This is a genomic window from Rhizobium sp. LjRoot254 (genome assembly GCF_964254105.1).
In the GTDB taxonomy this organism is placed as follows: domain Bacteria; phylum Pseudomonadota; class Alphaproteobacteria; order Rhizobiales; family Rhizobiaceae; genus Rhizobium_E.
This window is the reverse complement of record NZ_CAXUSM020000001.1, coordinates 5756169-5768413: the sequence shown is the minus strand read 5'-3', so window position 1 is coordinate 5768413 and position 12245 is coordinate 5756169. Positions and strand designations below refer to the sequence as shown.

13 protein-coding genes are annotated in these 12245 nt (G+C 61.1%); all 13 read right to left on the bottom strand.

Features of this window, described 5'->3' with window-relative positions; translation table 11 throughout:
• Nucleotides 1–122 precede the first annotated feature (122 nt).
• On the bottom strand, nucleotides 123–932 hold the full coding sequence (locus tag ACSQ26_RS28400) for an IclR family transcriptional regulator (RefSeq protein ID WP_436014939.1): 810 nt from the start codon (nucleotides 930–932) through the stop codon (nucleotides 123–125).
• Nucleotides 933–951: 19 nt separating this feature from the next.
• Nucleotides 952–1341 carry a RidA family protein gene (locus ACSQ26_RS28395; protein ID WP_258158522.1) on the bottom strand — a complete coding sequence of 130 codons (390 nt, stop codon included), beginning with the start codon at nucleotides 1339–1341 and terminating at the stop codon, nucleotides 952–954.
• A gap of 16 nt (nucleotides 1342–1357) precedes the next feature.
• A complete protein-coding gene (locus ACSQ26_RS28390) occupies nucleotides 1358–2128 on the bottom strand; it encodes an amino acid ABC transporter ATP-binding protein (protein WP_436014936.1) in 771 nt (256 codons plus the stop codon).
• Nucleotides 2129–2135: 7 nt separating this feature from the next.
• On the bottom strand, nucleotides 2136–2798 hold the full coding sequence (locus ACSQ26_RS28385; RefSeq protein ID WP_436015516.1) for an amino acid ABC transporter permease: 663 nt from the start codon (nucleotides 2796–2798) through the stop codon (nucleotides 2136–2138).
• 5 nt (nucleotides 2799–2803) lie between these two features.
• Nucleotides 2804–3466: an amino acid ABC transporter permease gene (locus ACSQ26_RS28380; RefSeq protein ID WP_436014934.1), complete on the bottom strand. Its 663-nt coding sequence runs from the start codon at nucleotides 3464–3466 to the stop codon at nucleotides 2804–2806.
• Between the two features lie 69 nt (nucleotides 3467–3535).
• Entirely contained in the window at nucleotides 3536–4378 is an 843-nt protein-coding gene (locus ACSQ26_RS28375; protein WP_436014932.1) for a transporter substrate-binding domain-containing protein, read from the bottom strand.
• A 322-nt stretch (nucleotides 4379–4700) separates the two neighbouring features.
• On the bottom strand, nucleotides 4701–5360 hold the full coding sequence (locus tag ACSQ26_RS28370; RefSeq protein WP_436014930.1) for a TetR/AcrR family transcriptional regulator: 660 nt from the start codon (nucleotides 5358–5360) through the stop codon (nucleotides 4701–4703).
• 131 nt (nucleotides 5361–5491) lie between these two features.
• The gene (locus ACSQ26_RS28365) at nucleotides 5492–6919 is read right to left on the bottom strand and encodes an amidase (protein ID WP_436014928.1); all 1428 of its coding nucleotides are present in this window, start codon (nucleotides 6917–6919) and stop codon (nucleotides 5492–5494) included.
• A 108-nt stretch (nucleotides 6920–7027) separates the two neighbouring features.
• Entirely contained in the window at nucleotides 7028–8062 is a 1035-nt protein-coding gene (locus ACSQ26_RS28360; RefSeq protein WP_436014926.1) for an extracellular solute-binding protein, read from the bottom strand.
• Nucleotides 8063–8101: 39 nt separating this feature from the next.
• On the bottom strand, nucleotides 8102–8914 hold the full coding sequence (locus tag ACSQ26_RS28355) for an ABC transporter permease (RefSeq protein WP_436014924.1): 813 nt from the start codon (nucleotides 8912–8914) through the stop codon (nucleotides 8102–8104).
• 37 nt (nucleotides 8915–8951) lie between these two features.
• Complete coding sequence (locus ACSQ26_RS28350; protein ID WP_436014922.1) at nucleotides 8952–9872, bottom strand: ABC transporter permease; 921 nt, start codon at nucleotides 9870–9872, stop codon at nucleotides 8952–8954.
• A 3-nt stretch (nucleotides 9873–9875) separates the two neighbouring features.
• Entirely contained in the window at nucleotides 9876–10958 is a 1083-nt protein-coding gene (locus ACSQ26_RS28345; protein ID WP_436015514.1) for an ABC transporter ATP-binding protein, read from the bottom strand.
• 271 nt (nucleotides 10959–11229) lie between these two features.
• Nucleotides 11230–12078 carry a DUF6929 family protein gene (locus ACSQ26_RS28340; RefSeq protein ID WP_436014920.1) on the bottom strand — a complete coding sequence of 283 codons (849 nt, stop codon included), beginning with the start codon at nucleotides 12076–12078 and terminating at the stop codon, nucleotides 11230–11232.
• Nucleotides 12079–12245: the final 167 nt, after the last annotated feature.

Genomic DNA, 12245 nt, shown 5'->3' with positions numbered 1-12245 from the left:
AAAGAAATGCATTGCCCTCCGCGACGGCGCGGCCTTCGTTGACACTATTCGGTTTTGATTGGATGTGAACCACCAGCCGTTCAATTGTCGGGGGATGCATTTTGTTGCGAGGTAGGTGGTTATCACGCCCGAGCTTGGGCAGCCGGGATTTTCGAGTTGTGAAAGCCCAGCTTCTCGGAGATTTCTCTGGCGGCATTCAGCAGGCTATCGAGATAGGCCGTTCGATTTCGCAGGCCATCTTCTCGCGGGGCAACCAGACAAAGCGTGGCGATACAGGCACCGTCAACCTGATGAATCGGCACAGCAAAGCAATGCGTGAAATTCTCGACTTCGCTGTTGAAGGTGAAATAACCGTCAGATTCCGCGCGCCGCACCTGGGCTATGAAATCGGCGGGTTCCAGTCTGCGCGCGCTTGGCAGGGTGAAATCCTCAGGAGGGATCAGGTCCAGGATCTGCTCGTCGGCGAGATGCGAAACCAGCAGCCGACCGGAAGCCGTCCACGGAATTGGTACGAGTTCGCCGATATTCGAGGAGATGCGGAACGGACGGATACCCTCGCGCATCATGGCAACCGTGTATTTGTCGCCTTCGAGCAGGCACATCTGCGCGGTTTCCCGGGTTTCCTCGGCAAGCCTAACCAGCATGCGGTCGCATTCCCGCATCAGATCGAATTGCTGGGCATAGGCCGTGCCAAGAAAGTAAAGGCGGCGGCCGAGGAAAACCCTGCCATCGCCGCCCTGATAGTCCAGCATTCCATGGCTGAGCAGCAGGTTGACCAGCTCGTAGATGGACGAACGTGGCGCACCGATCTCCGAGGCGATCTCGTTCGGGCGCATCGGCTGACGCTTGACCCGGAGGAATTCCAGGATCTCGAAAGCCCGATCCAAACCGCGCGTGCGCCGCGATATCGTGTCACCGATGGCCTCGGCCATGCCGTTCTCCAGATTATGTCTATCCACGATCCGCACGATAGGCGACGCAGTCGACTTCCACTTTGCAATCGACCATCATGCGCGACTGAACGCAAGCGCGCGCTGGAGGGTTCTTGCCAAAATACTCCGCATAGACGCCGTTGAAGCTCCAGAAATCCCTGGGATCATCGAGCCAGACCCCGATCCGCACCACGTCATCGACGGTGTAGCCGGCCTCGTGAAGGATGGCGATCATGTTTTCGATCGCCCTGCGGCTCTCCGATATGATGCCGCCCTTGACGATCTCGCCGTTTTCCATCGGAACCTGGCCCGAGACGTGGAGCCAGCCATTGGCCTCCACCGCACGTGCAAAGGGCAAGGCCTGACCGCCCGCGCCCGTTTCGCCTGCGCCATAGCGTTTGATTGTCACAATTGTTCTCCGCTTTTCAGTTGAAGGTCGAATTCTTGAGGAACTCCGCGAGCCGCTCTGTTTGCGGCCGGTGAAACATCTCGCGCGGATTGCCCTGTTCGCCGATCCGCCCCTGGTTCATGAACACCACCCGCGCCGAAGTCTCATAGGCGAAGCGCATTTCATGGGTCACCAGCAACATGCTCATGCCGTCGGCGGCGAGGCCCTTGATCACCTGCAGCACCTCATTGACCAGTTCCGGATCGAGCGCCGAGGTGACCTCGTCGAACAGCATGAGCTTCGGATTCATGGCGATGGCGCGGGCGATCGCCACGCGTTGCTGCTGGCCACCGGAGAGCTGCCCCGGATAGTGATCGACGCGCGAGAGCAGGCCGACCCGGTCGAGCCATTTCTCGGCGACCGCACGCGCTTCGTCGCGGCTCATCCGGCGCACCTTGGTCAGGCCGAGCATGACATTGCCCGCTGCCGTCATATGCGGGAAAAGATTGAACTGCTGGAAGGCCATGCCGGTCAGTGCCCGCTGGCGGGCAATGTCCTTCTCCTTCTTGCGGCGGCGCACGCCGCCCGCGCTGTCGTAGCCGATCTCCTGTCCATCGATGCGGATCGTTCCACCCTGGAAATCCTCGAGCATGTTGATGCAGCGAAGCATCGTCGTCTTGCCGGAACCGGAGGAGCCGATGATGGAAATCACCTCGCCCTGGTTCATGGTGAAATCGACACCCTTGAGCACTTCGACATTGCCGTAGCGCTTGTGAAGATCGCTTATTTCGAGAAGCGTGCCAGTCATCGGATCCTCATGACGCAACGGTTACCTTGCGCTCGACATAGCGGCCGAAGCGTTCGATGCCGTAATTGATGACGAAATAGAGAAAGCCCGCGAAGAAATAGAATTCGAGGCTCATGAAGGTGCGCGAAATCTGCTCCTGCGTCCGGAGCAGAAGCTCGGCCACACCGATGATCGATAGCAGCGTCGAGGCCTTGACCATTTCGGCTGCCGTATTCACCCAGGCCGGCAAGGCCGAACGCAGGGCCTGCGGGCCGAGCACATAGACGAAGGTCTGCGAGAAGGTGAGCCCGATCGCCTTCGCGGCTTCGGTCTGGCCGCTCGGGATCGACTGCAGGGCACCCCGCGTCAACTCGCCGACATGCGAACTGCAGAAAACCGAAAGTGCGAGGACGCCGGCCTGGAACGGGCCGAGGTCGATGCCGATGGTGCTCAGCACGTAATAGCTCGCCAGAACCAGGACCAGCACCGGCGTGCCCCGGATGAAATCCGTGTAGCCGCGGATCAGCCAGCGGAAGGGCCGATAGCCATAGGTGAGGACAAGCCCGACGGCGACACCGAGCAGGGTGCCGGCTAGGATGGCGAAAAACGAGATCGATATGGTGACGCCGAGGCCCTTCAGGATCGGAAGCCGGGCGAGCCATAGCTGGTCGAAAAAGGAGAAGAGTTCCATCTGCATCACCGTGGCACCGAGAGCCGCCGCTCGACCTGCCGGAGGACGGCGGCGAGCAGTGAGCAGGTGGCGACATAAAGGCAACTCGCGACGATCCAGGTCTCGATCACCCGGAACGTCTCGACATTGATCTTGCGCGCTTCGAACGTGAGTTCCGGCACAGCGATGGCTGCGGCAAGCGACGTATCCTTGAACAGCGAGATGAAGGTGCTCGAGAGTGACGGCAGGACGTTGCGCAGCATCAATGGGATGATGATCGAAGTGCGGATCTGCATCTCGGTCAGGCCGATCGCGAGCCCGGCCTCGCGCTGGCCCGAAGGCACGGAGAGCAATCCGCCGCGGAACACTTCGGCGAGATAGGCGCCGGAATAGAGCGCCAAGGTCATCACAAAGCTCTCGATCTTGCCAAGCCGTATGCCGAGCTCCGGCAGCGCGAAATAGCTGAAAAGCACGAGCACCAGGATCGGCGTGTTGCGGATCACCGTGACATAGAGGCCGGCGGGCTTCCTCAACCAGAGCGACTTCGACACCAGGGCGAAGGCGACGACGAGACCGATGGCGAAGCCAATGAGAATGGACCCCACGGCAAGGCCAAGGCTCAGCGCCAACCCCTCGAGCAACAGGTCGAAGCTCCGCCAGACGGCGGCGAAATTCAGGGTATATCCCATGCAAGCCCACGATCCATCAAACGTTCCAGCGGCTCCACCCGATCGGCGGAGCCGCGAGGGGAGAATGGCTTACTGATACTCGACCGGGAAGCCGATTTTCGGCGGCGCAAGGTCCTTGCCGAACCACATCTTGAAGGATTTCGCATAGAAATCGAACTCGACGCCGGTCATCGCTTCATGCAGCGCCGTGTTGGTGAAATTCAGCCAATCCTGGTCGCCGCGCTTGACGCCGCAGGCATAGGTCTGCGGGTTCCAGCCGTAGCCGGCGTCTTTGTAGCGGCCGGGATTCTGCGTCATGTACCAGGCCAGCGACGACTGATCGGTGGCAGCGGCATCGGAGCGGCCCGATTCAAGCGCCTGATAGATCAGGTCCACTGACTCGTACTGGTCGACCTTGGCTTCCGGCAAGGCGGCATGCACCATGGCTTCGGCATAGACATTCTGCAGCACCGAAATGGTGACGGCGGAGCCTGCGGCCTTCATCGCCGCGTAGTCGGCATATTTGCTGTCGGCCTTCAGCATGAGGCCCACGCCTTCGCGGTAATAGGGAATGGTGAAGGCGATCTGCTGGGCGCGCTCACCGGTCACCGTCATGAACTGGCAGGTGATATCCACCTTGCCGGTGGTGATGTTCGGAATGCGGGCATCTGACGATTGGTTGACATACTTCACCTTCTCCGGATCGCCGAACAGGGCCTTGGCGATGATGTGGCCCATATCCACGTCGAAGCCGACGAGTTTGTCGCTGGCATCCTTGAAATGCCAGGGCGCATTCGTGCTGCCGGTTCCGACGATCAGATGGCCGCGTGCAAGGATTTCGTCGAGCTTGCTGCCATCAGCGAGTGCTGGTGTCGACGAAAGAAGGGCGGCGGCGACCAGAGAGATCAATCTGGCACGGAGGGTCATAGACATTGCATTTCCCCTTTTTGACTGTTTTCCCAGTTGTCCAATATACCGGACATATGTCCGTGTTACTGGATTTCGATATCCAGCGACAAGAGGAACGAATTGTCAAGAGAGCACGTCGAATAAAAGTCGTTGGCCGGTGCCCGGCAACGGTGGGGCGGCGACTGAAAATGTGGTGATGGGATGCGAACCCCGCTGCCGCTCGAAATGCGGAAGTCTTCACTTGATCGCGTCAAGGTGAAGGTCAGGGTCACCTATGTCTTAGGCCTCTGGGGATCAGTGCGGCGACGCCCGTGCGGGCGCTCCCCCTATCCCGAGACCGTGAGCATCAGTCCGATGCGAGATCGATATGGCGGGGAAAGGCCTGGTGCAGCAATCTCAGCACGGTTTTCCGGAACACGTCGGAATCGGCGGATGGCGGGTTGACGTGATCCCAGAACCAGGCGCCGTGGACCAGGTAGTTGAGTCCCTCCGACAGGACGACCGGATCGACTGAATCGTAGCCGCCATCACGGGCGATCTCGGCGATCAGGTCGCGCGATTCCGCGTTGTAGGCGAGGTCGCCCGGCAGGCCGATTTCGTGATAGAGTTGCATGCTGTTGCGGTCGCTGGCGAACACGACGAACACCGAAACCCATTTCGGATGCAGCCGGCCGAAACGCTGCGCGCAGTCGACCGCACCCAGCAGGCGCTGGACCGGTGTCAAACCGGGCGCGCGTACCATGGTCTCCCACAGCCGGTCGTATTGCTCGCTCAGATATTGCAGCACCGCCCTGAACAGGTTTTCCTTGCTTTGAAAATGGAACACCACCAGCGCCGTGGACGCGTTGACCTGCCTGGCGATGCGCTGCATGGTCAGGCTCGCGAGGCCCTCGTCGGCGATCAGGTCGATCGTGGCGTCGATAATGCGCTGCACGCTCGCCTCACCGCGCTCCCGCCGGCGATCCCGGGGGGCTGGATTGGCTGTCGAACGCTTAACCTCTGCCATCGGATCCTGCATTTGCCTGCTCACTCGCGTGCCGACCACTCATCACACTTGCCGCCGCCGATCAAGCGTCGGATCGGGTATCGGCGGCCGGGTATTCTGCCCAGCCGCCGATGGCAACCTGTCCCGCCTGATCACAGCGACGGACGTGTTGCCGCGCTGCCATACCACTGACCTTGGGCGGTTTCATAGGCTGTTGCCGCGCGGAACACGTCGGCATCGCAATAGGTACGCCCGACGATCTGGATGCCGGTCGGCACGCCGTTGCTGGCATGGCCCGATGGCATCGACAGGACCGGGCAGCGGCTCAGCATGTTGAACGGCGTGGTCATCACCCAGCCGAGCGAAGGGTTGACGCTCTTTCCGTTGATCTCGACCGTGTCCGTGGTGTGATCGAACTCCGCCGGCACCGAGGCCAGCGCGTTGGTCGGGCAGATCAGCACATCGTATTTTTCCAGCAGCGGCCCCAGCGTCTGGTACATCCTGGCGGCTCTCTCCAGCGTCGCGACAAAGTCGGCGGCTTTCGAATCGCGACCGTCCTCGGCGAAGCGGCGCGCATAGCTCGTCATGTCGTCACCGTGCTCGGCAAGCAGCGGCGACAGCGAGGCGCCGAACAGGTGCTCGAGATAGGCCATGCCCGATTTCAGCACCCCGCCGCCCCAGCCGAGATCGACTTCCTCCACCGTGGCACCCAGCGAGCGGAACACATCGCAGGCGGCAAGCGTGTTGCGGCGTACATCCTCATGCACCTCGAACTCGCCGAGATCCATGGAGAAGGCGATTTTCCAGCCCTTAATCGGCTTGTAATCCAGCGGCAGCCGCAGCTTTGGACGCAGCGTCGCAATGTCCATCGGGCTCGGGCCGGCCATGACGTTCTGCAACAGGATCGCGTCCTTGACGTTTCGCGCCAAGGGCCCGGTATGGCAATAGAAGTCGAGGTTGAACGGCGGCTCGTCGGGATTGCGGCCATAGGGCGGCTTGAACCCCACCAGGCCGCAGGCCGATGCCGGAATACGGATCGAGCCCGCGATGTCTGAGCCCGTCGCAATCGCCGAAGTGCCCGCCGCCAGCGTCGCCGCGGTGCCGCCGGAGGAGCCGCCCGGCGTGAAATCCGGGTTCCACGGATTGCGGGTGACACCCCAGCGCTTCGACCAGGTATAGCCGGCGCAGCTGAATTCCGGCGTTGCCGTACGGGCATGCACGATGCCGCCCGCCTTCATGATGCGCTCGTTGATCGGCGACGTGTGATCGCTGATCTGGTCATTGGTCAGCAGCGAGCCATGCGATGTCGGCTTGCCCTTGATGTAGCTCTCGTCCTTGATCCCGATCGGCAGCCCCTCAAGCGCGCCGGTCGCCGCGCCCTTCGCATATTTCGCCTCGGCCTTGCGGGCGAGGTCCATCGCCTCGTCGAAATAGGTGAAGGTCAGGCAATTGATCGTCGGCTCCGTCGCCTCGGCGCGGGAAATCGTCGCCTGCATCAATTCGACGGGCGATAGCTTCTTCGCCTTGAACAGGCGGAGCGCTTCGTTCGCCGGCATGTAGCAAAGGTCGAGATCGGTCATGGATAGTCTCCTGCGACCGGATGGGTCGCGCTTGAAATGCGAAAGTGTGTGGCGGGGGTAACGTCAGGGACGACCCCGGCCGACATGGCCGGGGCGCCTTAGGTCACGCTATTTCTGGATATCGACCCAGATCTTCGTGTAGAGGTTCCGGATGTCCTCCGGGCAAGTGGGCATGAACTCGCCCTTGTCGAGAAACGCGGCCGGAACGTTGATCTCGGCGGCGGTCTTCATATCCTCGGGCATGAACGCCTCCGAGCCCTTGATCCCGTTCGCATAGCGCGCGAAGGCCGAGATCAATGCCGCGTTTTGCGGATCCATGATGAAGTTCTGGAAGAGCTTGGCGTTCTCGACGTTCTTCGCGTCCTTGAGCACCGCGACATTGTCCATGAAGATCGGGTAGCCCTCCTTCGGATAGCCATAGACGATCTTGTCGTTCACTATCCTCTGTCTGAGCGAGGCGCCGTTCCAGTTGACGCCAGCCGCGACATCGCCCCTGCCGAGGCCATCAACCGCTGCATAGTCGAGAGACATCCATTTGGGCTTCGCCTCCACCAGCTTGTCACGCACCTTCCTGAGGATTTGCTTGTCGTCGGTGCAATAGTCGCCGCCGAAATATTTGATTGTCAGGTAGAGAATATCGCCCAGTTCGGGCAGGACATTGATCTTGCCGACGAGTTCAGGGGGTGGATCGAGGAAGATTGCCGAGGTGTTCGGGTCCCCGGAATAGACCGAGGTGTTGACCGACACGCCCGTCGTGCCCCATTGCCACGGAACCGTGTATTTGCGACCCGGATCAAATGCGACGTCGACCCATCTGGGGTCCACGTTCCTGAAGTTCTCCATCTGGTCGGGGCGTGTCTCCAGCAGCAATCCTTCGCTGATCCAGATCGGCACCACGCTTGCCGACGGCACGACGATGTCGAAGCCGTGCCCGCCCTGGCGGACCTTGGCGAGTGCCGTATCGTTGGAATCGAAGTCGGTGACGGTGACCTTGACCTTGTAGGTCTCCTCGAACTTCTTGATCAGCTCAGGGCTGGTGTAATTTCCCCAGTTGTAGATGTTGAGCTCGCCCTCGGCCAGCGCCGTTCCCGCCGATCCGAGCATCATCAGGGCGGCCGTGACCGCGGTCGTTCTCCAGTTCATGTTCATTCTCCCCTTTTGTTGGACGCTCGGTCGCCGACCTCAGGTCCGTTTCCTGCTGGCAAAGAAAAATACCGTCACGATGCCGACCGAGAGCAGCAGGAACACCGTCGAGATCGCGTTGATTTCCGGCGTCACGCCGCGGCGCAGTTGGCCGAGCATGTAGGTGGGCAGGGTTTCCTGACCACCGGACTTGACGAATTCGGTGATCACCACGTCGTCGAGAGAGACGACGAAGGCGAGCATGAGGCCCGCGATGACGCCCGGCCAGAGCAGCGGCAGCGTCACCCTCCGGAAGCACTTCCATGGCGTGGCATAGAGGTCCGCCGCCGCCATTTCGAGCGACAGGTCCATGTTCTCGAGGCGTGCCCGGATCGGCAGGTAGGCGAAGGGAATGCAGAATGCCGTATGCGCCGCGATGAGATAGCCGAGCCCCGAATAGCCCGTCGCCAGCTTGATCCTTGAGAAGAAGATCAGCAGCGCCACGGCAAGCACGATTTCCGGGACGATCAGCGGCTGGTTGATGAAGGCATATTTGAACTGCAGCCCGCGATAGGGCCTGGTGCGGGTTGTCGCGAGTGCCGCCATGGTCGCCGCCACTGTCGCCAGCAAGGCTGATGTCGCGGCGATCTGGAAAGAGCGGATCGCCGCCTCGACGACCTGCTCGTTGTTCCAGGCCGCCTCGAACCAGCGTGCCGAGAACCCCCGCCAGACGGCCGTGGAATTGTTGTCGTTGAAGGAGAAGACGATCAGTATGGCGATCGGCACATAGAGGGCGAAGAAGCAGAGCGCTGCCACGAAGGTGAAGCCACCCTGCTGCCTGATATCGAATCCGCGCACGCGATTGGCTGTCATCCTGGCTCGCTCCGGGCGGGAAGTTGTCGATACGATGCTAGCCATGTCCGGCCCCCGATCTGCTGGTGTTGCGGACGAAAGCCATCATCGCGATCATCACGATCGCCATCAGCGTGATGGAGAGCGAGGCGCCGAGTGGCCAGTTGCGGCCCTGGCCGAATTGCAGCTCGATCAGGTTACCGATCATCAGGTTGGAGCCGCCGCCCATGACCCGCGGCGTCACATAGGCGCCGAGCGAGGGGATGAAGACGAGGATGGAGCCGGCGACGATGCCCGGCTTCACCAGCGGGATGATCACCCGCTTGAGCACCTGGAACCGGGTGGCGTAGAGGTCATAGGCCGCCTCGACCAGCCGGAAATCGATCTTCTCCATGCTGGCATAGAGCGGCAGCACCATCAGCGGCAGGAAGACGTAGATCATGCCGAGCAGCACGGCGAAGTCCGTATACATCAGCTGAATCGGCCGATCGGTGATCTCGGTCATCGCGAGCAGCGAGTTGATCACGCCGCCGTTGCGGATCACTTCCTGGATCGCGAAGGTACGGATCAGCACATTGGTCCAGAACGGTATCGTGATGAGGAACAGCCAGAAATCCCGGCTCCGCTCCGATCGCGTGGTGATGAAGTAGGCGGTCGGAAAACCGAAGACCAGCGTCAGCACCGTGGTCGCGACCGAGAGTTTGATCGAACGCCAGAAAATCGTCAGGTGGGCATCGGCGAAGGAAAGCGTGTCATCGAACATGTCGCGCTCGAGAAGCACGCCGATCCATGCGTCAGGCGAGAACTGCCACTTCACATCACCATAGGACCCCGGCGCCAGAAACGAATAGACCACCACGATCAATAGCGGGCCGACCGCGGCGAACAGGATGATCAGCAGGGCGGGCGCCGAAAGCAGCCAGCGCGAACGGATGTCCCGGCGTTCATTTTCTTCGATGACGTCGCTCGCTGTTCCCATCATTCAATCCTTGAGAACCTGGGCGGCATCATCGCCGATCTGGATGCCGACGGCCGCGCCGCGATCGAAGCCGCAGCCGCCGTTGCGGGCGTTCTGCTGGCGCACGGTGAACAGTGCGCCGTCGCCGAGCCGAACGTTGATATGCGTATCGGTGCCGAAGTAGACGACACTGTCGACAGCGCCCGATATGTCTCCGGGGCCATCGACCAGTCTGGCGTGCTCCGGGCGAACGACCACGGTGGCCTTGCCATTGGGCCTGAAAGCCTCGGCGACCGTCGCACAAATCCGGGCGCCCGAATTCAGCGTCACGCTGGCCTTGCAGCCATCGATGCTATCGACCTTTGCGGTGAGGAAATTGGTTTCACCAATGAAGTCGGCGACGAAGCGGTCGGCCGGACGGTCATAGATATCACGCGGGCTGCCGACCTGGAGGATCCTGCCGGCGGACATCACGGCGATCCGGTCGGACATCGTCAGTGCCTCCTCCTGGTCATGGGTGACGAAGATGAAGGTGATGCCGGTCTCGTGCTGCAGCCGCTTCAGCTCGATCTGCATTTCCTTGCGCAGCTTGTAATCCAGCGCCGAGAGCGGCTCGTCGAGCAGCAGCACCTTTGGTGCCGGCGCCAGCGCTCGAGCCAAGGCCACGCGCTGTTGCTGACCGCCCGAAATCTGGCTTGTGCGCCTGTTCTTGAGGTTCTCCATATGCACGAGCTTCAGCATCGCATCGACGCGTACGCCGATCTCGGCCTTCGACCGCCCAAGCATTTCGAGACCAAAGCCGATGTTCTCGGCCACGGTCATATGCGGGAACAGGGCGTAGCTCTGGAACACGGTATTGACCGGCCGCTTGAAAGGCGGAAGCGGCGCTATGTCCTGGCCATAGAGCAGGATCTCGCCATCGGTCGGAAATTCGAAGCCGGCGATCAGCCGAAGCAACGTGGTCTTTCCGCAACCGGACGGACCGAGCAAGGTGAAGAATTCATTTTCGCGGATAGTCACGGATACATCGTCGAGTGCCGTGACCGGCTCCAGCCCCGCCGACCGAAAAATTCTTGTAACGCCTTTCGCCTCGATGGCGGACTGCATGGCTGTCAAGTCGCTTTCCCCCTGCGCTTGCATGCGGCCATTCACCGGCGGGACGTCGGCTGGCCAACTGATCTGCTGCATCCCGAATATATTTTACTAATTAGTTAGTCAATAAAAATTTGAAGATCATAATCGCTGTCACCGAGGCCGAGCCACACGGCGTGAATCATCGATCAATGTCGGTGAATGTTCGAGGATGCGAGGGCGGCTCTGTGCCGGACGGATGCACAGGCCAGAAGCCATCACAAGGATGGCGACTAAGACCTCGGGGCTATCTCGCGATCGATGTGGACAGCAGCAGCGCCGGAATGGCCGGGTCGTCTGCATCGGTAACCAGCAGGAGATTCAGTCGGTCGCCGTCCGGTTGGGCGCTGATGCCCTCGACCTTGTACGGCCGGTCAAGTCGTTTCAACGAGAGCAGATGTCCCGCATTGCCGATGATCCCGACCGCCGCCCCTATGCAGGCTCCATCGCGATAGGCGTCTTCTGTGTCTTCGGCCACGGCGCAAAACACCATGTCACCATTGGGCAGAGCCGCCGCATCGGTGAAGCAGAAGGGCACACCATCGATCAAACCAAGGTTGAGCCGATCGATGGCGGATGGTTCGATTGCATCGGGGCGCGCTTGCCACAGGCCATCCATGACTTGCGAAAGCGGGTAATGTACGATCGCGTTTTCGGCATGCCGCTTGTTGCCGCGTTGGAACAGGCGCAATTCGTCTCCGGCGACAACCGCGCCCTCGATGTTGAGTTCAGCGAACGCGCCGCCAAGCGGACCGAGAATGGGCGCCAGATCCAGTTGATGCGGCGGACCAGAGACGGCGCCGCCCGCGTCGAGACCGAGCAGAGCGCCGAGGCAACGGTTCTGCCTTGATCCCGATCCGAAAGCCATAAGCGCGCCATGCGGAAAACCCCGGAAAGCCGGAACCAGGGCCAGCGCCTCGAGGTCTGGCTTCCGCCGCTTTCGCTCAGCCTTGGCATCGGGCAACGCACCATCAAACAGGCGGATCAGACTGCCGGGTTCAGGCGAAGCGGTGGAAAACACGCCCAGGTGAAGCTCGTCGTCGGCAACGACATAGGCGGTTGAACCGATGCAGACGAGCCCGCTCGCAGCGCTCATATGCGACGGCCGCGTTCCGGGAATATCCATTGATAGGTTGAGCGCGCGTAACTCGGCGAGAGCGATCATCGCTGCGTCTTATCAGGCCGAATTCTCCACCTCAACGCCCGATGCCGGAAAACCGTCACAGCGTGAAGACTGCTTGCTTTACGCGCCTTGTCAAGCTG

Bases quoted from the DNA above. Each gene is read 5' to 3' on its own strand.
- ACSQ26_RS28400 (WP_436014939.1), bottom strand. From the start codon at position 932: ATGGCCGAGGCCATCGGTGACACGATATCGCGGCGCACGCGCGGTTTG.
- ACSQ26_RS28390 (WP_436014936.1), bottom strand. From the start codon at position 2,128: ATGACTGGCACGCTTCTCGAAATAAGCGATCTTCACAAGCGCTACGGC.
- ACSQ26_RS28385 (WP_436015516.1), bottom strand. From the start codon at position 2,798: ATGGAACTCTTCTCCTTTTTCGACCAGCTATGGCTCGCCCGGCTTCCG.
- ACSQ26_RS28380 (WP_436014934.1), bottom strand. From the start codon at position 3,466: ATGGGATATACCCTGAATTTCGCCGCCGTCTGGCGGAGCTTCGACCTG.
- ACSQ26_RS28375 (WP_436014932.1), bottom strand. From the start codon at position 4,378: ATGTCTATGACCCTCCGTGCCAGATTGATCTCTCTGGTCGCCGCCGCC.
- ACSQ26_RS28370 (WP_436014930.1), bottom strand. From the start codon at position 5,360: ATGGCAGAGGTTAAGCGTTCGACAGCCAATCCAGCCCCCCGGGATCGC.
- ACSQ26_RS28365 (WP_436014928.1), bottom strand. From the start codon at position 6,919: ATGACCGATCTCGACCTTTGCTACATGCCGGCGAACGAAGCGCTCCGC.
- ACSQ26_RS28360 (WP_436014926.1), bottom strand. From the start codon at position 8,062: ATGAACTGGAGAACGACCGCGGTCACGGCCGCCCTGATGATGCTCGGA.
- ACSQ26_RS28355 (WP_436014924.1), bottom strand. From the start codon at position 8,914: ATGACAGCCAATCGCGTGCGCGGATTCGATATCAGGCAGCAGGGTGGC.
- ACSQ26_RS28350 (WP_436014922.1), bottom strand. From the start codon at position 9,872: ATGGGAACAGCGAGCGACGTCATCGAAGAAAATGAACGCCGGGACATC.
- ACSQ26_RS28345 (WP_436015514.1), bottom strand. From the start codon at position 10,958: ATGCAGTCCGCCATCGAGGCGAAAGGCGTTACAAGAATTTTTCGGTCG.
- ACSQ26_RS28340 (WP_436014920.1), bottom strand. From the start codon at position 12,078: ATGAGCGCTGCGAGCGGGCTCGTCTGCATCGGTTCAACCGCCTATGTC.